Annotated in this window: 10 protein-coding genes, 1 tRNA gene and 2 pseudogenes; 10 read left to right on the forward strand and 3 right to left on the reverse strand. The window is 65.5% G+C overall.

Annotation, left to right across the window (positions count from 1 at the left end; genetic code table 11):
- Nucleotides 1–713: 713 nt before the first annotated feature.
- The 8 genes and pseudogenes from NM2_RS44855 to NM2_RS48465 all read left to right on the forward strand — a co-directional run.
- On the forward strand, nt 714–1,703 hold the full coding sequence (locus tag NM2_RS44855) for a cyclase family protein (protein ID WP_067683307.1): 990 nt from the start codon (nt 714–716) through the stop codon (nt 1,701–1,703).
- A 22-nt stretch (nt 1,704–1,725) separates the two neighbouring features.
- Nucleotides 1,726–3,408, forward strand: a complete 1,683-nt coding sequence (locus NM2_RS44860) for a flavin-containing monooxygenase (RefSeq protein ID WP_084532296.1) — start codon at nt 1,726–1,728, stop codon at nt 3,406–3,408.
- Nucleotides 3,398–4,393: a DUF7064 domain-containing protein gene (locus NM2_RS44865; RefSeq protein ID WP_067683309.1), complete on the forward strand. Its 996-nt coding sequence runs from the start codon at nt 3,398–3,400 to the stop codon at nt 4,391–4,393. The genes NM2_RS44860 and NM2_RS44865 overlap by 11 nt, the downstream gene beginning before the upstream one ends.
- Nucleotides 4,394–4,464: 71 nt before the next feature.
- Nucleotides 4,465–5,280: a mycofactocin-coupled SDR family oxidoreductase gene (locus NM2_RS44870; RefSeq protein ID WP_067683312.1), complete on the forward strand. Its 816-nt coding sequence runs from the start codon at nt 4,465–4,467 to the stop codon at nt 5,278–5,280.
- Nucleotides 5,281–5,289: 9 nt separating this feature from the next.
- A complete protein-coding gene (locus NM2_RS44875; RefSeq protein ID WP_067683314.1) occupies nt 5,290–6,837 on the forward strand; it encodes an acyl-CoA synthetase in 1,548 nt (515 codons plus the stop codon).
- 28 nt (nt 6,838–6,865) lie between these two features.
- Complete coding sequence (locus tag NM2_RS44880; RefSeq protein WP_067683316.1) at nt 6,866–7,873, forward strand: DUF7064 domain-containing protein; 1,008 nt, start codon at nt 6,866–6,868, stop codon at nt 7,871–7,873.
- A 110-nt stretch (nt 7,874–7,983) separates the two neighbouring features.
- Entirely contained in the window at nt 7,984–9,123 is a 1,140-nt protein-coding gene (locus NM2_RS44885) for a TetR/AcrR family transcriptional regulator (RefSeq protein ID WP_245718556.1), read from the forward strand.
- Nucleotides 9,124–9,252: 129 nt separating this feature from the next.
- A pseudogene (locus tag NM2_RS48465) lies at nt 9,253–9,762 on the forward strand (AMP-binding protein); the annotation flags it as partial.
- Between the two features lie 83 nt (nt 9,763–9,845).
- Here NM2_RS48465 and NM2_RS44890 read toward each other — a convergent pair.
- Nucleotides 9,846–10,697, reverse strand: a pseudogene (locus NM2_RS44890) (IS481 family transposase); the annotation flags it as partial.
- A 172-nt stretch (nt 10,698–10,869) separates the two neighbouring features.
- Between NM2_RS44890 and NM2_RS44895 the strand changes: the two are divergent.
- The gene (locus NM2_RS44895; protein ID WP_067683319.1) at nt 10,870–11,280 is read left to right on the forward strand and encodes an ester cyclase; all 411 of its coding nucleotides are present in this window, start codon (nt 10,870–10,872) and stop codon (nt 11,278–11,280) included.
- 329 nt (nt 11,281–11,609) lie between these two features.
- On the opposite strand, the gene NM2_RS44900 is transcribed toward NM2_RS44895, so the two are convergent.
- Both NM2_RS44900 and NM2_RS44905 read right to left on the reverse strand, forming a co-directional pair.
- Entirely contained in the window at nt 11,610–13,376 is a 1,767-nt protein-coding gene (locus tag NM2_RS44900; protein ID WP_067683321.1) for an alpha-L-fucosidase, read from the reverse strand.
- 1,410 nt (nt 13,377–14,786) lie between these two features.
- Nucleotides 14,787–14,870, reverse strand: a tRNA-Leu gene (locus tag NM2_RS44905).
- 388 nt (nt 14,871–15,258) lie between these two features.
- On the opposite strand from NM2_RS44905, the gene NM2_RS44910 reads away from it, so the two are divergent.
- A partial coding sequence (locus NM2_RS44910) for a fatty acid synthase subunit beta domain-containing protein (RefSeq protein WP_157121934.1) occupies nt 15,259–21,180 on the forward strand: 5,922 nt, incomplete at its 3' end.

A 21,180-nucleotide genomic window follows, 5' to 3' on the forward strand; every position in this document is an offset into this window, starting at 1 on the left:
CTGACATGTCCACCACACCGCCGGTTCGTTCTCGGCATCGGCTGCGGTATCGCACTGATGCCGAGGGAAACGACCGAATATATCCGGGATTCGTCGGAGGCGCCTCGGCCGTATGCACACGGCTTTCAGCGCTTGATGCCGCATCCTCGGCCCCGTGTTCGCATACAGCAGCTATGTCACTTCCGCGGACTGGTTCGGCGGGACGCGGTATCACAGTGTGCACTTATAGCGAATACGGCTCGCAACGTGGCACTATTTTCTACAATCGCAGATCCGCATAGAGTTTCCATTAACAACTAAAGGCAGCCTGAGGCGTGGCTTGTGGTGCTGAGCTGGGTCCGGCCCTGCGGCCGGACCCAGCTTCGGCGATGGCTGGATGTCGAGAATCGGACGTCTCCCGCAGTAAGTGCGATCGATGACTACCGGTCTTCTTCTCTGTGAACCGGCTGTTAGACAGCATCTTCCGCTTGGCCGGGCGGCTAGCTTCCGGGATGCATACCGTTGTCGAAGGGGCATGCGAGGCCGGCGGCGGCTCGGCGGCCGGGCCCAGCCGGGTGAACCTTCTGGTCTTGTGGAAATTTAGTGTGATGTAGTTGACATCGCTGAAATACAAACTAACATTGGTGACGCCGCGAGGCCGCGTGAAGCGTATGAGCCGGGTGTGTTCTGGACGCTCGTGCGTAATGGCAGATCAGCAGACAGAGGAGTCCGCTATGAGCGATGATTGGCGACGGCTCGCGGAGCGAGTTCGCAATTGGGGGCGTTGGGGCGACGATGACCAGTTGGGGACACTCAATCACATAACCGGCGACACTCTCGCGCGGGCGGCGACATTGGCGCGTCGAGGCAAAACATTTTCTCTGGCCATACCGCTCAACGGTGACAGCCCGATGGGGGCGCACGGCCTGCGCCGGGCGCCGGTCCATTTGATGGCTATCGATGGCGGCGACGAAAATCTGGGGCAGCGGCTGGGGAATTGGGGCGGTGGTCGCGAAGGTGAGATCGGTCCGGTTTACGAGACCACGCCGTTCCGTGTCAATGATGATTGGATCATCATGGCACTGCAGTCATCGACCCAGTGGGACGCCTTGTGTCATGCCTACTACGACAACCTGATGTACAACAATGTCCCCGCGAGTATGTCGACCAGCTTCGGCGTCATGCGCGACGGGATCGACGCGGTGGCGGAGGCGGCGCAGGTCGCCGGCCGTGGCGTGCTGCTCGATATCGCCCGTCACAGGGGTGTCGACGCGGTCGAGGCGGGCGCTGTCATCCAGCCCGAGGAATTGGATGATGTCGTTGCGGCGCAGGGGGTGGAGATCCGGCAAGGGGATATCGTCCTGATTCGTACCGGATGGTGGCCGAAATACGCCGAGTACGGTCTCGATCACGGACCGGCCTGGCAGGCCGACGGCCCCGGTCTGGGGTGGCGCACGGCCGGGTGGCTGTTCGATCACGATGTGGCGGCCGTCGCGGCCGACAATGTCGCGGTCGAGCCTGCGGTGCCACGCGAAGGAATTGTGTTGCCGCTGCACATGCTGGCACTTCGGGATATGGGCCTCATGCTCGGTGAGTTGTGGGACCTCGAGGCGCTCGGTGCGGATTGCGCCGAGGATAAAATCTACGAATTCTTCCTGACGGCGCCGCCGCTGAATGTCACCGGTGGTACCGGATCGCCGGTCAACCCGATCGCCATCAAATAATTAAGTTTCAAGGATACATGACATGCCTTTTATCTCGAATTCGAACGGCCGTGCCTCCGCGGGGTCGGTCGACGCAATCGTCATCGGCGCCGGCTTCGGGGGACTCGCCGCCACATATCGGCTCCGCGAAGCCGGCCTCGAGGTTCGCTCGTTCGAACGTGCGGAAGATGTCGGTGGAACCTGGCTCTGGAATAAATATCCGGGCGCGCGAACCGATTCCGAAGGTACCTTCTACCGCTTGAATTTCTTCGATGACCTTTTCGGTCCGTGGCGTTATTCCGAGCGGTTCCCGGCTCAGCCGGAGGTGCTGACCTACCTTCGTACCGTGGCCGACAAACTGGATCTCCGGCGCCACTACAGCTTCTCGACATCGGTGGAGCGCGCGATATGGGACGAAGCTCGCGCCCGCTGGGAGGTGGACACGGACGACGGGAAGACCTGGTCGGCGAAATACCTGATCAGTGCGGTCGGAATTCAATCGGCTCCGATACGCCCCACCCTCGAGGGCCTCGAGGAGTATCAAGGCCAGGTTTACCACTCCGCGACGTGGCCGGCCGGAGATGTCGATTTCAGTGGGAAACGAGTCGCGGTGATCGGCACGGGCTCGAGCGGTATCCAGATCGTGCCGCAGGTGGCGAAGCAGGCGGAACATCTGACGGTTTTCCAGCGCACGCCCAATTTCAGCGTTCCGATGAACAATGCGCCGCTGACCGATGCCGACCATGAAGAGTTCGAGGGGAATCGAGCCGACTTCCGGAGGCGCGTTCGTGAGCACCCGTTCTCCATGCCCTACTCTTTCACCGGGCGAAAAGCGCTCGATTTCGGTGACGAGGAGCGCGCGGCGATCTTCGAGGAGGCATGGAGCAAGGGCGGCTTCCGATTCATGATCGAATCCTTCGATGATATCGGGGTCGACAAGGCCGCGAACGACACGGCTTCGAACTTCTTGCGTGGCAAGATCAAGGAATTGGTCAGCGATCCTGCCACCGCGGAAAAGCTGTTGCCGTCCTACCCGTACACGGTGAAGCGGCCGCCTTCTGGCACGGAGTTCTTCGAGACGTTCAACCAGGACAATGTAGACCTCGTCGACGTGCGCGCTACTCCGTTCACACATGCGACGCCGACCGGCCTCGCCACGACGGATGCGGAATACGACTTCGATGTCATCATCTTCGCGACCGGATTCGACTTCTTGACCGGCTCCTTGTTCCGAATGGATGTTCGCGGTCGAGGCGGAATGTCGCTCGAGGAGCGTTGGCGGGATGAGCTGTCCATCTATCTGTCCATTGCTGTCAATGGATTTCCGAACCTGTTCATCCTGGGCGGGCCGCTCTATCCCGGTGGCAACTGGCCGACCACGGCGGAAGAGGTGTCGACCTTCGTCTCTCAGGTGATCGCTCGAGGCGAGCGGCTGGGCGCCGACACCATCGAGGTCAAAGAAGTGGCCGAGCGGGAATGGTCCTCGCATGCGGCCGAGATCGCCGAACAGACGCTGATGTACGCCTACGGCCGTGAAGCCAATTCCTACGGTTTCGGTGCCAATATGGAGGGCAAGCTGCAGACCGTCCACTTCTACATGGGCGGCGCGAACGCGGTGTTCGCCGTGTTCGATCAGCAGGTCGCCTCGGGCTTCCCGAGTTTCGAATTCGCCGGCACGGACTCAGCGGCAAACGCCCTCGAAGGAGAGAGTCAGCATGCCTCGTAGTTACAAGGACTTCGCCAGACCGAGTTATCGGGAAGACCGATGGCTGGAGACACAGTGGTTCACCGCGTGGACCGAGGCCGGGATGCGCCTGCATTTCTGGGCCGGTTTCCGCACCAACCTCGACGTGGCGACCTCGAAGGTGTTCGCCGTTTCGGAGGTGGCGCAATCCATTCTCGACATGGACTACTGCGATCAGCAGTACCACATGCCGATGGGGTCGGCCCGGTTGTCGAGGTTCACGCTCTGGTCCGGTCTCACGGTCGAGGCGCATCCCGCGCCCCGGGAGTGGACTCTGCGCTACCGCTCTCCGTGCGGCCGTTTGACCGCCGATCTCGAGGTCACGGCGATGATGGAACCGGTGGATCTTTCCTGGACCGCGATCGAGGGCGCAGGCAAAGGGTTCGTGGGCTTCCATCACACCGGGGACCGGGGGCGTCTCGAGACGCGAACGGGTGACGAGCCGGTCGGGCATGTCGATCAGACGATCAAGGTCGTCGGCGAGGTAACGATCGACGGTGAACGCCAAGCGGTCGATTGCGTTGCCCAGCACGATCATTCGTGGAGCCCCCGCGCGGAGTACCGGCATTCGCCGGGGAATTTCGACATGTTCCATTTCGGCGATGAACTGACCCTGCTCTCCCAGACCCGGCAGGAGGCCGACGGCTCCGCGGTCGTCACGCACGCGTACGTCCTTGCCGGAAAAGAGGTCCGCAAGGTCCGCGATATCTCGGTGCGCTATCACCGCTCCGGTTTCCGTATCGTGCGTGTCGAATACGACGTCACGGACGAGACCGGCGAGCAGTACCGGATCACCGGTGAGCAGCGGTCCGGGTTCGAGATCGATATGGGCCCCAATACCTATATTTCCTTCGACCAATTCACGTGTTCCTGGGCTGGTCGAACCGGATTGGGCGAGACTCAATGGCACCACGAAATTATGGCGCTGCAGGGTCAGCGACGCAGGGATCGGCTCGCCGGGCGATAATCGCGAGCGTCGAGGCCTTCCGGAAAATATTTGAAATTATGACTGATAATCCGTATTTGGAGGATTTGGCAATGGGCGGACGAGTCCAGGGCAAAGTAGCCCTGATCACGGGTGCGGCGCGCGGTCAGGGGCGCGCGCACGCGATCCGGCTGGCCGAGGAGGGCGCCTCGATCATCGCCCTCGATGTCTGCACGCCGATCCCGCAGGTCCAGTACGCGAGCGCGACGACGGCGGATCTCGATGAGACCGTACGGCTGGTCGAGGCGGCGGGCGGGAAGATCTCGGCCGCGGTGGTGGACATCCGGGACCGCGCCGGTCTCCCGGCCGCGGTCGACGCGGCGGTGGCCGAGCACGGCGGACTCGACATCGTCGTCGCCAACGCCGGGATCTGCATCATCGCCCCCTGGGATCAGGTCACTCCCGAGATCTTCGACGAAACGATCAGCGTCAACCTGACCGGGACCTGGAACACGATCATGGCCACCGCGCCGCACCTGGTCGAGCGCGGCGGCGGCTCGATGATCCTGACCAGCTCGGCCGCCGGGCTCAAGGGCCTGCCCTTCCTGCTGCCGTACGTGGCGAGCAAGCACGCCATCACCGGAATGACCAAGGCCCTGGCGCACGAGCTCGCGCAACATCGGATCAGGGTCAACAGCCTGCATCCGGGCGGGGTCGATACGGCGATGGGCGATCCGGCCGGTACGGCTCCGTTCGGGCCCGCGCTCGAGGCCAATCCGGGTGTCGGGGGCATGCTCACCACCTCGTTCCCGGATCCGCTCAGCCAACCCGCCGACCAGGCGAACGCGGTGCTGTTCCTCGCTTCCGACGAATCGAAATTCGTTACCGCACTGGCGCTTACGGTCGACGCGGGGAACGTGACGTATTAAGAGGCGACGATGTACCTGACACAGGCGCTGCACCGCGCGGCGCAGCTGAATCCCGAGCTGCCCGCGACGGTGTTCGGCGAGCGCGTGCGCACGTGGGCGCAGTGCAAAGACCGTGTGGCGCGTCTGGCGGCGGCGCTCCACGGGCTGGGGGTGGCCAGCGGAGACCGGATCGCGATCCTGGCGCAGAACAGCGATCACTATCACGAATTCTTGCTGGCGGCGCCGTGGGCCGATGCGGTCGTCGTTCCGCTCAATACCCGGTGGAGCGTGCCGGAGATCGCGTTCTCGCTCCAGGACTCCGGCGCTCGGGTGCTGGTCGTTGATGACACTTTCCTGGACCTCGTCGGCGAAATCCGCAGTGCGGCAACGGTAGTGGACGCATATGTCCACAGTGGTGAGCGGCGGACTCCGTCGGGAGTATACGGTTTCGAGAAGCTGATCGAGCAGGCCGAACCTGTCGAGGATGCCCGGCGCGGGGGAGCGGATCTGGCCGCCATCTACTACACGGGCGGCACGACCGGCACCCCGAAAGGGGTGATGCTGAGTCATACGAATCTGGTGACGGCGGCGCTGGGTGCCCTCGCCACCGGGCAATTCATGGAACCGTACGGACGGCTTCTGCATTGCGCCCCGATGTTCCATCTCGCCGACGGAGCCGGGTGGATCGCGCGGAACATGGTGGGAGGTTCTCATGTGATCCTGCCCGGATTCGACCCGAAGGTCGTCGCCGACGCCGTCGAGAAGTACCGCATCACCGATATGTTCCTGGCGCCGACGATGATTCAGATGTTCGTCGACTCCCCGCGGGCCGCGGAGCGCGACCTGTCGAGTCTGCGGAATCTGCTGTACGGATCCTCGCCGATATCGCAGGCGGTACTGGAACGCACGATGCGGCTGCTGCCGGAGGTGCGGCTGTTGCAGGCGTACGGGATGACCGAGCTCTCTCCCACGACGACGGTCCTGACCTCCGCCGATCACCGCGATCCCGCACTCCTGCGGTCGGCCGGGCGGGCAGTGCCCATCGCCGAGGTGAAGATCGTCGATTCCGACGATGTCGACGTGCCGTGCGGAACGGTGGGCGAAGTAGTGGCGCGGGGTCCACACGTGATGCTCGGTTACTGGAATCGCCCGCAGGAGACCGCAACTGCCTTGCGCGGCGGCTGGATGCATACCGGCGACGGCGGCTACCTGGACGAGAACGGCTACCTCTATATCGTCGACCGGATCAAAGACATGATCGTCTCCGGCGGAGAGAACGTGTACTCGGCCGAAGTCGAGAACGCCCTGTCGCGGCATCCGGCGGTGGCCAGCTGCGCGGTGATCGGGGTACCCGATCCCGACTGGGGCGAGCGGGTCCATGCCGTGGTCGTGCTGCAACCGGGCATGTCGGCCGATGCCGCGGAGTTGCGCGATCACTGCGGAACTCTGATCGCGCGGTACAAGGCGCCGCGCAGCGTGGATTTCGTCGACGCGCTCCCGCTGACTCCCGCGGCCAAGATAGCCAAACACGAACTGCGGAAACAATATTGGCGAGGCGAATCGCGAGCGGTCTCCTAGCAGTGGTGAACGACATGAGGAGTAAGTCATGACACCGGACGACAGCTGGCCGGCCGGGTATGCCCCGGACGATGACCTCCTGCACATCGCGGGACCCGAGCCGAACTACAACGAGTCCATGTATTTTCACTTCGCGGATCCCTCGTCGGGGTTGGGCGGCTTCTTCCGGCTGGCGTCGCGACCGAACGAGCAAAATGGTGAGCGGACTGTTTGCCTGTTCTTCCCGGGCGGAGAGGTTGTCTTCGCGTTCGCCCGGGAGCAGCCCGAAGTCGGCGAGTGCTTCCGTGGCGCCGGGTTGGAGTTCCGCGTATGCGATCCCTTCAGCAGTCACGAGGTCCGCTTCGATGGCGAAGTGGTCGTCTTGTCCGATCCGGCGGCGATGCTGGAACCTCGGTCGGCATTCGCCCATGGCCGTCGGACCCCGCTGCGGGTCTTCCTGCAATTTCGAGCTGCCGGCCCGCCGCATTTCGGCAGCCCGGCCGGCGACGACTTCGCCGCTCATCATTATGAGCAGCAGGTGGAGGCGACGGGTGCGGTCGTGGTGGGCGACGACGAGTTCATCGTGCGGGGCGGCGGAATCCGGGACCACTCCTGGGGACCACGTTCCTGGCAGTCGCCGTGGTTTTATCGGTGGCTGCACGGCTCCGGCCCCGATATGGGTTTCATGATCGGTTATCTGGGTTCTCGCGAGGGGAAAACTCGGATAGACGGGTTCGTACGGTACGGCGACCTGCTCGAGCAGGTCACCGGCGTGGAATTGCATACCGGCTCCGATGCCGACGAGTTTCCGGACCGGATCGGATTGACCATCTCCACCGCGGCGGGAGATCTGACGGTGAGCGGTGACGTGCTCGCCGCCATTCCGTTGCGCAACCGCAGGATCGTGGAGGGATCCGAATCCGTCACGAGGATTGCCGAATGCGCTGTCCGGTGGCGGCTGGACGATTCCGCTGGCACTGTTCTGCTCGGGCTCGCGGAATATCTGGACCAGTTGGTGGGTGGTGTTCCGGCGGGCGAGCTGGGCAACAGCGCGTAGCCGAGGCGACGGTCTCATCCTGGAATGAGGATGGGGTGCAGGGAGGATGGGACGAGATGGTGCAGTCGGTTCGGAGCCACGAGCGAACCTCGGTGCGGAGACTTCAACTCATGGAAGCCGCCGCACGACTCTTTCGAGAGCGCGGATATCACAATGTCAGCATCGACGATGTGGCGGCTGCCGTCGGGCTGACCGGACCGGCGTTGTACCGCCATTTCCGAAATAAACACCAGATACTCGCGCATGCCCTGACCGAACAATTAGGGGCCGTCGAGGCAGTGGCAACGCGAGCACTGGCGATGGGTGCGGAGCCGGAAGATCGGGTGACGTTCTTTCTCTCCGAACTCGGTGAGCTGGTCCTCGAACGAGAAGAAGCATTGCTCTGGAAGCGAGAGCGGCGCCATCTCTCGGGCGACGAGAGGATCGAATTCAGGGAGAAATTGCGTGCCGTACTGGCAATGGCTCTTAAAATATTTCGGTCGGCTTATCCGGACAGGCGAGAGACTGATCTGGAACTTCTCTCATGGAGCGTCCTGTCGGTGTACTCGAACGTTCGTGAGTATCGAGAGAAACTGGATCCCGGGCGAGCGCGGGAGCTGTTGGAAGTAATGGCGCGAGCCATTCTCGCATGCGCACTGGAGGCTGCCACAAGTGGTTCGGAGACGTATGGTCCGGTACTTCGGACACCGCAGGGTCGGCGCGAGCGCATACTGAGTACGGCCACGAGATTGTTCGATGCCAACGGGTACAACGGTATCGGCATAGAGGGAATCGCCTCGGAATCCGAGATGGCGTTGGCGACCGTATATCAGAACTTCGGCGGAAAGTCCGAGATTCTCAATGCGGTGCTCACCCGGGGCGCGGAAGGACTCCACTATGTGACTCGGCATCGGCTGGGGTATGCGAAGGATCCCGAAGGCGCGCTCGACACCATCGTCCGCACGTACATCGAACTCGCGCTGGGACCCCACGGACCGCTACTCAGGATTGTGGCCAGCGACCTGATCTACCTGCCCGATGAACAGCAGCAGGCGATACGCAAGAGCGAACGCGAGTACGTCGATGAATGGGTGGCGACCCTGCGGGAGGTGCTGCCGAACATTCCAGTCGTCGAGGCGCGGGCACGCGTGCAGTCATCCATCGGCTTGGTCGCCGACATCACCCCTATCGCGGCGATGTGCAGCAGGCCGCACATCGCCGACGAACTCCGCATACTCGTCTCGGCAGTACTGCGGAGTGGAAGTTTCTGATCGCTGCTGCCCCACCTGCGATGTCGCGACGGCCCGGGCCCCTGTGGTCGTCGTGTCGGTCCGCCCCGGGAACGGCGGCGTCGACGAAGTGGCGCACCGTGAGCTGTACCTCGGCCGTCGTCATCTCCCGTGGCATCGGGTAGTGGCCCGCGGGACGCGGGCAGAGAGCGTATATCCCCGGAACTCGGGCTCGGGCCGGACGGCGGACGCGCCGACGGGTTGGGCGGCAGGGCGAACCGCGTCGCCCACCTGCTGCGGGACCATGGGTTGCGACAGCGGGACCGGATCTCGATCTTCATGGAGAACTGCCTACCCATGGTGGAAGTCCAGGGCGGTGCCGAGCGAACAGGCCTCTACTACACCCTGGCCTCGGCCCAGCTCACCGCTTCGGAGGCTGCCTACATCATCAACGACTGCGGAGCGACCGTCGTTTTCACGACCAGTCGCATGGCAGTGGCCGTCGAGCTGCCCGCGCTGTGCCCGGACGTCGAGCGTTGGATCATGGTCGACGGGGCGAACGACCCGTTCGAGGACTACGCGACCGTCACCGCCGCGCAGCCCGTCACACCGGTGGCGGACGAGCAACTCGGCATGCCGCTGTCGTACTCCTCGGGCACCACGGGCAAGCCGAAAGGGGTGCTGCGGCCCATGCGTGACATGCGGCCGAGCGACCCGCTGCCCATCAGACCCAGGAACCTCCCTTCGAGTCCCTCCCGGCTGAACCGGGAATACAACCATGCGCCTCGTGCGCACTTGAAGCGTTCGACTTTGCCGTTGGTTTGTGGCCGGTGGGGGCGGGTCCGTTTGTGCGCGATGCCGGTGGCTGCCAGCTCGGATCGCCACAGTTGTGAGATGTAGCAGGAGCCGTTGTCGGTCAGTACCGGTCTAACGCTGATTCCGTTGGTGGCGAAGAACTTTCGTGCTCGTCGCCAGAACGCGACAGCGGTTTGCTTGCGCTCGTCGGCGAGTACTCGCTATAGGCCAGGCGGGAGTGGTCGTCAACGGCGTTGTGCAGGTAGCTGATGCCGACATGGCTGCTTTCCGTTGCGCCGCAGCGTTTTTCCCGGCGTGCGGGTGCGATTGCGTTTACCGGCGCGGCGACCGACGGTGCGGTGGCCGCCGCCGTCGGGGATGTTGCCGAGTTTCTTGATGTCGAGGTGGATCAGGTCGCCGGGTGCGGGGTGCGCGCAGCGGCGGATGGGCTGGGCGGTGGCACGGTCGAGCCACCGCAACCGGGCGAGCCGGTAGCGGGCCAGCACGCGGTGCACGGTCGAGGGATGCAATCCCAGCAGGTACGCGATACGAGCTGGCCCCCACCGGCGTAGCAGCCGTACTTTCACGATGCGGCGTTCTGTGCGGGTGGGTGTGCGGTTCGGGCTGTGATGCGGGCGGCTGGACCGGTCGCTCATCCCGGCGGCGTCAGCGACACGGTAGCGGTCGGCCCACCGTTCGGCGGTGGTGGGTGAGACCTGGAACCGTTCCGCTGCACGCCGCAGCGGCCAACGCTCATCCACGACGTACCGCGCGAGCCGTAACCGGCCCAACTCGGTCAGTGGGGCATTACGGTGGGACACGAAGACCTCCGGTGGTGAATGCGTTTCCAGACAGCTCGCACTTCACTCGGAGGTCTTCGTTATGTCAGCTCGCCACGCCGTCACCAAGGTCCGTGGTCAGTACACCTAGCTGCTGAAGGACTAATATGTTTGCGAAGGTATGTGAGTCGACCACATGAGGCGGTGAGAATGCATGCTTACAAAGCGCGACGAACACCGATCCAGGTACCTGTCTTATCTCGAGCGCTGTAATGAGCACGATTTTGATGGAATGGCGTCATTCTATACACCAACTATCAAGGTCAATGACGTCCCTATGGATCCAGTCGCCGTTACGACGCAATTCTCACATCTCTTCGCCGCATTTCCTGACTGGCATTGGGATATGCGGAACCTCCTTGTAGACGGCGACTATATAGCGTTGCACTTCACTGTAACCGGCACCCACAGGGGGGCTTTCCGTGGAATTGAGGCAACCGGTCGTCGGGTGACTATTTCCGAGCTCACTCATTATCGCCTCGAAGACGGCAAGTTCGCCGAGGTCTGGGACCAGGCCGATATGGACGCGTTGATGAAGCAAATCGGGCAGGGCGAACACCGTTGACGACCTCTGTTGGGCTCAACGCGCACGTCGCCGGGTCCTGCTTTGCCGGATTCGATTTGGGCCAGAAGTTCCAATGCGTAGCGGGATCCGCTGTGGCAGAAGGGAACTCGTTGGACGCAGCCATCAGGACGTCGTAGTCCTGCTTGGGTGAGCTGAGGCACGCATGGGCCTGGCTGCAGCCGCGGAGTACCTCGTCGGCCCGCTCGACATCGCGGCCCCTCGTGCGTGAAGGGTGACCCCGTCCCGGCTGGCCGGGGCGGGGTGGGCCTCGGCCAGCCTGTCACATCGGGGACTTACTCGATCGTTCGTTTCGGGTACGTTCGTCTGGTTCAGTCGATGATGTAGCCGAGGGGGCCTTCCAGGGAGTAGTGGCTCGGGTCCTCGCAATTGGACTGGGTGGTGACCAGGTGATGTCGGGTGCTGGAGTTGAAGCAGCGGTAGAGGGGCACAGTGCCCGTGATCTGGTCGTGGTAGACGTAGCCGACCGGGCCCTCGAAGGAGTAGCGGCTCGGGTCTTCGCACCCGGATTGCGTGGTGATCAGGTGATCTCTGGTGCTGGAGTTGAAACAGCGGTAGAGGGGAACCGTGCCCGCGACCTGGCCGTGGTAGACGTAGCCGACGGGACCCTCCAGGGAGTAGCGGCTGGGGTCCTCGCACCCGGATTGAGTGGTGACCAGGTGATCTGTCGTGCTGGGGTCGAAGCAGCGGTAGAGCGCGACGGGACCGGAGCTGCTGGCGACGGTGAGTTTGATCGCGGTGTCGTTGGCGTCCCAGAATTCTGGGATGGTGAGCCTGACATGGTTGATGTCCTGGGTGAGCAGTACCGGCATGCCGTCCTTGACCAGGGAGGCTGCTGAAAAGACCTTGCCGTCCTGGGGCAGGGGAAGGGTGAGGGTTTGCCCGGCAGGCGGTTTGAGCACGTGGATGTACTCGGTGCGGTCATCAGGTGATTTGGTCGCGACGCCCCAGGACAGGTCGGTGATGCGGGTTCCGGCTTTGGTGGGGTAGGAGGTGCTGGGCCGGGTGCCGAAGACGGACGGGTTGATCTGGTCGATCCAGGTACCCATCTGCTGGAGTGCGGGTATGACGCCGGGTTCCCAGCCGCCCCCGGCGTAGGGTCCCGCGGCCCAGGCCATGCCGCCGCCCTCGCTGTCGGTGGCCGCTTGCAGGACGGTGTACCGGAACATGCTCTGTGGCGTGTACTTCACCGAGCCGCCGGTTTCCGATGCCCACCAGGAGGTTCCGGTTCCGCGCATGGTCGCGGCCACGGGCTCGGCGTAGCCGGGCCACAGGTCTCCGTTGGTTTGGGCGAACTCGTTCTGGCCGAAGTATTCCTTCATGCCCATGTCCAGGCCGTACAGGTTGCCGTAGTTGTTCTGGATCAACACCGCGCGCGGGTTGACCGTTTTGATCGTGTTGCGCAGCCGGGGGTAGTCGATGACTCTCTGGCTGTCGCCCGCGGGGCTTCCCTCGTCCAGGTACAGCCCGTCGATCCGGGATCCGTAGCGCTGCATCAGTTCCTGGTAGATGTCGTTGATGAACGCGTTCCATCGGGGCCGGTTGAAGTCCGATCCCGGGTTCCATTCCTGGTTGGTCGGGTGCGGCGCTGTGCCCCAGCCGGTCGTCTGTTTGTCCGCGTCGGTGAATTCCATGCCGTCGCGCGGGTGGGAGTAGAGGTAGACGTGGATGCCTTTGGCCTTGACCGCGGTGATCATGTCTCCGATGAGGTCGCGGTCGACGCGGTGGCCGGGCAGGCCCCAGTCCAGCATCTTCTGGCTCGGGTACAGGGCCACCATCTTGGAGTGCCAGGCGGTGAAGATGACGTACTGCACCTTCGCGGTGGCCAGGTCGTTGGCGAATCCGTTCGCGTCGAAGCTGTTCGCCAGGGTGTTGGGGTCCTCGATGGCCACGCCGCTGGAGTTCACCGTGAGGCGGGGCAGGTAGTGGACGAACAGCCCGTACTTATGGTCGAGGATGTTGGTCATGCCGTCGTCCGCGGACGCCTGTGGCGTGTGGAATGGTGCCACGAGCACGGTCACCAGCAAGATCAGCGGAACCAGCAAGCGCGCCAGCTTGCGTCTGTCGGATGGGTACATGAGTAGATCCTTTTCGTGCGGCTGAAAAGCGAGCGGGAAGCAGAAACCTACGCGACCGCAGCCGTGCGAAATCGCGGGATCTACACCTGTTGATCCAGTGGGATTTTGACACCAGTCGACACGAAAGATACTGGTATCAAACGAATTCGATGCCACCGACACAGCGGTGCGACACGCGAAGGCGACTTAAGCATGACCACCACGCGGTAAGCGCGGCTCGCGGTGACCGGATCGCCCCGTCCCGCTCACGCAACAGCAGACGAGTCGGCCAGTCCGGGAGTTGCCCGTCCCGGTTCGCCGCGCGCAGCACCGTTTCCACCAGGCCGAGGCAAAACTCCCGTCGGCGACCCGGGCTCACGCGTGCAGCAGGCCCGGCACCCGGCCGGTGAGGTCCAGGCCGCCGAGTTCGACTCCCATCGCGATCTCACGGCATCACATCGATCGAGCGAGTTCCGTTCCGCCACAGTGGATTCTGCCACTCACGGCATCAGCGGGATGCTGACAATCAGGAAGAACAGACCCGGTACATCCAGCGGATCAGCTTGGCCGCCCGGTCGGTGTAGGGCGGGTAGTCGTAACGCCGTCTGGTGATGGGTTCGCCGTTGCGGTAGCGCAGGAGTTGTTCGGATTTGTGGGCTGTGGCGTTCGTGGCCGTGGGCGACGAGGTGGCTCATCAGGGTGGGGGAGACCGTTGCCAGGCATTGGGTGATGTCGAGGTCGTGTGGACGTAGTGAGAGGGCTCCGCTTCGGCGGCAGGCTGTTTCGAGGTGCAGGCGCAGGAGCAGGGAGTCCAGGTCGGGGTCTCGCCGGTAATCGCGGCGATATGGCAGATCTGGGTGAGTTGGTCCGAGGGGATGGCGTAGCGGTGCGATGTGCGGCGTGCGGGAAAGGTGAGTTTGCGGGCGGGGTTGTCGCTGGGGCGAATCCAGCCTCTGTCTTCAGCGTGCCGGTAGACGCAGCGGACGGTGGAAATGAAGTGTTCGACGGTGCTTGTGCCGCCACGGGATGCGCGGTTGGTGCGGGCGCGTCCTCCACAGGCTGGATGTGCAGATGCGTCCCAGGTGCCCAATCGAGCGCTGCCGTTACATGCCGATCGAGGACTCTGCCGGCCTCGCCGAGTGTCGAAACGCCGTACAGGATGTCGTCATCGGGTACGGGGGTCGGTTCCGGTGGACCGGGCAGCGTGCCGCGGATCAGCTGTTCCAGCGGTGCTTGCGGCGGAATGAGCGGGGGGATCATGGGCGGCCCCGTTCACATCCAATGCCCGGCCCATCGGAGATGTGGATCACCGATCGTGGCAGATTCGCCATAAGTTGTCGCAGGTGGGTGCGCATTTCCCAGGTCACCTCCGTGTGTTCGAGCGCACTCGAACACATGGCACGCAAACCCGGCAAATCTGCCGGGAATCTGTGCGCGAGAGGGGACTTGAACCCCTACGTCCGTTAGGACACTGGAACCTAAATCCAGCGCGTCTGCCATTTTCGCCACTCGCGCGTGATGGTACGACCGTCCAAACTCTACCGGGCGTGGCGGCTGGAGCGAAGCGGTGGATCGGCGTTTCGTACTCGCGGGTAACACCACCTGGGTTTATAACGATTGCGTAACGGTCAATATGAGGGGTCCTCAACTTTTCTGAACGGGGGTTACTGGCCCCACCAGCGGGTTCAAACATGAGGGGGAGTCATGTTTGGCGGCATTCTTGTACGGGCGTACTTGAATACTCGGCGGTAGTTGGAGAGGTAGGGGGCAAACGTGAGGATTTCCTCATGATTTTGTGCCATCCTCGCCACTGATCAGTCCTCAGGGCCGAGGAGTGCGGTGTGCACGCCAGGTGCGGCCCCGAGTGCAGGGGTGAGCCACCACGAGTAGGAAGTCGAACGTCTTGACGATCAACGAGAGCACCGGGACCGGATCTACCGCGAAGGTTTCCGGGGGGGTTCCCGATACAGGTATCAAGTCGTCGCTTGTGGACCGACTGCTGGCGGGGGAGGCCTACGCGCTGGCCTTCGGCGGCCAGGGGGCGCAGTGGTTGGGCGAGCTCGAGGAGATCGGGCGCGACAGCGCCCTCGAACCCGAGCTGACCGCGCTGGTGAACGAGGCCGCGACCCTGCTGGGACCGGTCGCCTCGCAGCTATTGGTGGTCCGGCCGGTCGGGTTCGACCCGGTGGCCTGGATGCTCGAGGACGAACTGGCCGACGAGGACTCCGATGAGGTCTCCGGCGCGCCTTCGCCGCAGATGCTGCGCTCCGCCGCGGTCTCCATGCCGGGCGTGTTCCTGAGTCAGGTCGCCGCGCTGCGGGCGCTGCGGCTGCAGGGGCTGGATCCGGCCGAGCACGCGCCGGTCGCGGTGGTCGGGCATTCGCAGGGCCTGCTCGCGGCGAAGGCCGCGCAGGAACACGGCTCGCGTGATGCCGAACTGCTCGCGGTGGCCCAGTTGATCGGTGCGGCGGCGACTCTCGTGGCGCGCCGCCGCGGTCTGGTCCCGGTGGGCGAGAAGTCCCCGATGGTCGCGGTCTCCAATGTCGATCCCGAACAGCTGCAGGCGATCGTCGCCGAGGTGGCCGAGGGCGTGGATCCGGCCGCGGCCGCGGTGCTGTCGATTCGCAACGGACGCCGCCGGGTGGTGCTGTCCGGCACCGTCGCCCAGCTGGACCGGGTGCGCCAGCGCTGCGCGGAGATCAACGCCGAGCAGACCCACGACCGCGACGCCAAGAAGCGTGGCGGCGCGGTGTTCGCGCCGGTGTTCGAGGACGTCGAGGTCGAGATCGGCTTCCACCACCCGGCACTGGCCGAGACCGTGGATCTGGTGTCGGGCTGGGCCGCCAAGTGCGGCATCGACGCCGAACTGGCCGGTGAACTCGCCCGGCAGATCCTGGTGGATCCGGTGGACTGGGTATCCATCGTCGAGAACACGGTTTCCGAAGGCGCGCAATGGATTCTGGATCTGGGCCCGGGTGATCTGCTGACCCGCCTGACCCAGGGCTCGCTGCGGGGCACCGGCGTCGGCATCGTCGCCGTGGCCACCCGGCCCGGCCAGCGCGCGCTGTTCACCCCCGGTGCGGCCCCCTCGGTCGCCGCGGCCTGGACGACGTTCGCACCTCAGCCGATCCGGCTGCCCAACGGCCGCGTCGTGGTCGAAACCTCGTTCACCCGGCTCACCGGCCGCTCGCCGATCCTGCTGGCGGGCATGACCCCGACCACCGTCGACGCGAAAATCGTTGCGGCGGCGGCGAATGCGGGCCACTGGGCCGAACTCGCCGGTGGCGGTCAGGTGACCGAGCAGATCTTCGCCGATCGGGTCGCCGAACTGAAGACCCTGCTGCACCCGGGACGTTCGGTGCAGTTCAACTCGCTGTTCCTGGACCCGTACCTGTGGAAGCTGCAACTGGGCGGTAAGCGCCTGGTGCAGAAGGCCCGTGCGGCCGGAGCCCCGCTCGACGGCGTGATCGTCACCGCCGGTATCCCGGAGCTGGACGAGGCCGTCGCGCTGATCGAGGAGCTGACCGAGGTCGGCATCAGTCACGTCGCGTTCAAGCCGGGCACCGTCGCGCAGATCCGCGCCGTGCTGCGGATCGCCGACGCGGTGCCGGACTACCCGGTGATCATGCACATCGAGGGCGGGCGCGCCGGTGGCCACCACTCCTGGGAGGATCTTGACGATCTGCTCCTGGACACCTATGCCGAACTGCGCAACCGCGCCAACGTCGTGGTCTGCGTCGGCGGCGGCATCGGCACACCCGAGCGCGCTACCGAATACCTGACCGGCCGCTGGTCGCAGGTGCACGGCTACCCGGCGATGCCGCTGGACGGCGTGCTGGTCGGCACCGCCGCGATGGCGACCCTGGAGGCCACCACCGCACCCGAGGTCAAGCAGCTGCTGGTAGACACCCCCGGCACCCCGGACTGGGTCGGCGCGGGCACCGCGACCGGCGGAATGGCTTCGGGCCGTAGCCAATTGGGCGCGGACATCCACGAGATCGACAACTCCGCCTCGCGCACCGGCCGTCTGCTCGACGAGGTCGCCGGTGACGCCGACGCGGTCGCCGAGCGTCGCGAGGACATCATCGCCGCGCTGAACGGCACCGCCAAGCCGTACTTCGGCGACCTGGCCACGATGACCTACCTGGACTGGCTGGAGCGCTACGTCGAACTGGCCATCGGCCTGGACCGCCGCAAGGACTTCGACTGCGGCACCGACCTGGGCGACGCGATCGCCGACGCCACCCGCTCGGTGTGGCTGGACATCACCTGGCGCGACCGGTTCGCGGAGATGGTGCGCCGCACCGAATCCCGGCTCAACCCGGCCGACCGTGGTGAGATCGCGACGCTTTTCGCGAGCGACGACGCGTTCGAGGCTCCGGTGCAGGCGATCTGCACGCTAAAGGAGCAGTACCCGGCCGTCGCCGAGGCGGTACTGCACCCCGCCGACGTGCCGTTCTTCATCGCCCTGTGCAAGACCCCGGGCAAGCCGGTCAACTTCGTGCCCGTCGTGGACGGCGACGTGCGCCGCTGGTGGCGTTCGGATTCGCTGTGGCAGGCGCACGATCCGCGCTACTCGGCCGATCAGGTGTGCGTCATCCCGGGCACGGTCGCGGTCGCGGGTATCACCCGGGTGGACGAGCCGGTCGGCGAACTGCTCGACCGCTTCGAGCAGGACGCCGCGTATTCGCTTGTGCGCGAAGGTTTGACGCCGCGTGCGGTGGACGGCCGCCGACGCGCGGACGTCATCGCCGGAGCCATCGATCTGGTGCTGGCCGCACCCGACGTGCAGTGGGCCGGCCGTACCGCCCCCAACCCGGTGCACCGCCTCGGTGATCCGGGCGAGTGGACCGTCGGCGAGCAGGGCGCGTACCACCGCTCCACCGGTGCGGAGCTGACCGCGGTGGAGGGCCCCGACACCGACAACGCGTACGTCGAGCTGAGCGTGCCGCTGGCCCGCCTGACCGGCCGGGAGACCGAAGCCGGTGCGAGCGTGCGGATCCGGATGACCGTGCCCGCCTCGGCCTATAACGGCGGTGCGCCGGTCGTCTCCGAGGACGACGCCGCGGCCGCGATGTCGGCGCTGCTGGCCGTCGCCGCCGGACAGTCGCTGCCGGAGGTCAAGTCGGCCGACGGCTCGCACGTCGCACACGTGAACCTGGCCTGGTCGCCGGATCTGATCGCGGACCACGCCGGAGTCACCGGTTCGGGCCTGCCCGCGACGCTGAGCACCATCGGCCGCACCGTGCCGGACGTGCTGGTGGGCGCGTGCTGGCCCGCCGTGTTCGCGGTGCTGGGCGCGACCCGCACCGAACAGGGCGGCAGCGTCATCGAGGGCATGCTGGACCTGGTGCATCTCGATCACCGGATCGAGCTGGCCGCTGCCCTCCCGGACGAGCACGCGGTGCTGGCCGTGCGTGCGGAGTCCGGTGCGGTGCTGGACACCGACCTGGGCCGCGTGGTCGAGGTGAACGTCACCGTCGGCGTGATGCGCGATCACGGCCTGGACACCCCGGTCGTGGCAAAACTGGTGGAGCGCTTCGCGATTCGCGGTCGCAACGGCGACGGCGAGCTCACCGATCCGCCGCGCGCGGCCGGAACGGTCTCGGACGAGGCGACCGACACCCCGCGCCGCCGTCGCCGGGACGTGACGATCCTGGCCCCGCGCGCGATGGCCGCCTTCGCGGCGGTCTCCGGCGACCACAACCCCATCCACACCTCCGACAACGCCGCCAAGCTGGCCGGTCTGGGCAGCCCGATCGTGCACGGCATGTGGCTGTCCGCCGCGGCGCAGCACGCGGTGTCGGCGATCGATCCGTCCTCCCCGCTGCCCCCGCGCGCCATCACCGCCTGGACCACCCGATTCCTGGGCATGGTCCGGCCGGGCGCAGAGATCGACGTGCGCGTCGAGCGCGTCGCGGTGGACGCGGGCAGTGAGATCGTCGAGGTGTCCTGCCGCATCGACGGTGATCTGGTGATGACGGGCACCGGGCGGCTGGCCGCGCCGAAGACCGTGTACGCCTTCCCGGGACAGGGCATTCAGGCCAAGGGGATGGGCCTGGATGCGCGGTCCCGCTCCAAGGCGGCCAAGCAGATCTGGGAGCGCGCCGACAAGCACACTCGTGAGGCGCTGGGCTTCTCCATCCTGGCCGTGGTCCGGGACAACCCGACCTACCTCAAGGCGCGCGGCGTGGAGTACCGCCACCCGCAGGGCGTGCTGCATCTGACGCAGTTCACCCAGGTCGCGATGGCCACCCTGGGTGTGGCGCAGGTGGCCGAGCTGCGTGAGGCGGGCGCGTTCGTCGAGGGCGCGATGCTGGCCGGACATTCGGTCGGCGAGTACAACGCGCTGGCCGCCGTCGCCGGTGTGCTGCCGCTCGAGGCGGTGCTCGAGGTGGTGTTCCAGCGCGGTTCGGCCATGCACGAGCTGGTGCCGCGGGATGACCAGGGCCGCAGCGACTATCGGATGGCTGCCATCCGTCCCTCGCAGATCGGGCTGCCCGACGCCGAGGTGATCGACTGGGTCGCGAGCGTGAGCGAGCAGGCCGGGGAGTTCCTCGAGGTCGTCAACCTGAACCTGCGCGGCGCGCAGTACGCGATCGCGGGCACCGTCAAGGGACTCGAGCGGCTCGAGGACGAAATCGAGCGTCGCCGTGCGGAATTCGGCGGTAAGCGGGCGTTCATCCTGGTGCCCGGCATCGACGTGCCGTTCCACTCCACCGTGCTGCGCAAGGGCGTGCCGGAGTTCCGCGGCAAGCTCGAGGAGCTGCTGCCGCACGAGCTGCACCCGGAGGTGCTCATCGGGCGCTACATCCCGAACCTGGTGCCGCGGCCGTTCTCGCTGGATCGCGAATTCATCGCCGAGATCGCCGATTACGTGCCGTCCGAGCCGCTCACGGCCGTGCTCGCGGACTGGGACGACTGGTCCGCGCGGCCGTCCGAGCTGTGCCGGGTCGTGCTGATCGAGCTGCTGGCCTGGCAGTTCGCCAGCCCGGTGCGCTGGATCGAGACCCAGGATCTGCTGTTCGGCGATCCGGATCAGGGCGGCCTGGGCGTCGAGCGGTTCGTCGAAATCGGTTTGGCCGCAACGCCGACCGTGGCGAACCTGGCGACCAACACCCTCAAACTGCCGCAGTTCGGCACCACGAAGGTCGAGGTGCTCAACATCGAGCGCGAGTCCGGTGTGGTGTACTCCACCGACACCGATCCCGCCCCGGTCGACGAGCCGGAAGAGGTCGAGGCTTCGACCGAAACCGCCACTGCCGCAGCGGCTCCCGCGGCCCCGGCAGCTGCACCGGCAGCCCCGTCCGGCGGCCCGCGCCCCGACGACATCTCCTTCACCGCCGCCGACGCCACCCGTGTGCTCATCGCGCTGTGGACCAAGCTGCGGATGGATCAGATCGGCCCGGTGGACACCATCGAGGGTCTGTGCGACGGCGTGTCCTCGCGCCGCAACCAGCTGCTGGTCGACCTGGGTTCGGAACTGTCCCTGGGCGCGATCGACGGCGCCGCCGACGCCGATATGGGCGCGTTGTCGGCCACGGTGGATCGCCTGGCCCGCACCTACAAGCCGTTCGGCTCGGTGCTGTCCGACGCGATCGGCGATCATCTGCGCAAGGTGTTCGGCCCGTCGGGCAAGCGGCCCGCCGCGATCGCGGAACGGGTCAAGAAGGTCTGGGAGCTCGGCGACGGCTGGGCTCACCACGTGACCGCCGAGGTGTCCCTGGGCACCCGCGAGGGTGCCAGCATCCGCGGCGGTGACCTGGGCGGGCTGGTGTCCGGCGCGCTGGGCGACGGTGCGGCCGTGGACGCCGCGATCGACGCG

The organism is Nocardia miyunensis NBRC 108239 (assembly GCF_001613065.1).
Classification (GTDB): Bacteria; Actinomycetota; Actinomycetes; order Mycobacteriales; family Mycobacteriaceae; genus Nocardia; species Nocardia miyunensis.

Coding starts and splice junctions, on each gene's coding strand:
- NM2_RS44860 (WP_084532296.1), top strand. CDS start 1,726: ATGCCTTTTATCTCGAATTCGAACGGCCGTGCCTCCGCGGGGTCGGTC.
- NM2_RS44870 (WP_067683312.1), top strand. CDS start 4,465: ATGGGCGGACGAGTCCAGGGCAAAGTAGCCCTGATCACGGGTGCGGCG.
- NM2_RS44900 (WP_067683321.1), bottom strand. CDS start 13,376: ATGTACCCATCCGACAGACGCAAGCTGGCGCGCTTGCTGGTTCCGCTG.
- NM2_RS44855 (WP_067683307.1), top strand. CDS start 714: ATGAGCGATGATTGGCGACGGCTCGCGGAGCGAGTTCGCAATTGGGGG.
- NM2_RS44895 (WP_067683319.1), top strand. CDS start 10,870: ATGCTTACAAAGCGCGACGAACACCGATCCAGGTACCTGTCTTATCTC.
- NM2_RS44865 (WP_067683309.1), top strand. CDS start 3,398: ATGCCTCGTAGTTACAAGGACTTCGCCAGACCGAGTTATCGGGAAGAC.
- NM2_RS44885 (WP_245718556.1), top strand. CDS start 7,984: ATGGAAGCCGCCGCACGACTCTTTCGAGAGCGCGGATATCACAATGTC.
- NM2_RS44880 (WP_067683316.1), top strand. CDS start 6,866: ATGACACCGGACGACAGCTGGCCGGCCGGGTATGCCCCGGACGATGAC.
- NM2_RS44875 (WP_067683314.1), top strand. CDS start 5,290: ATGTACCTGACACAGGCGCTGCACCGCGCGGCGCAGCTGAATCCCGAG.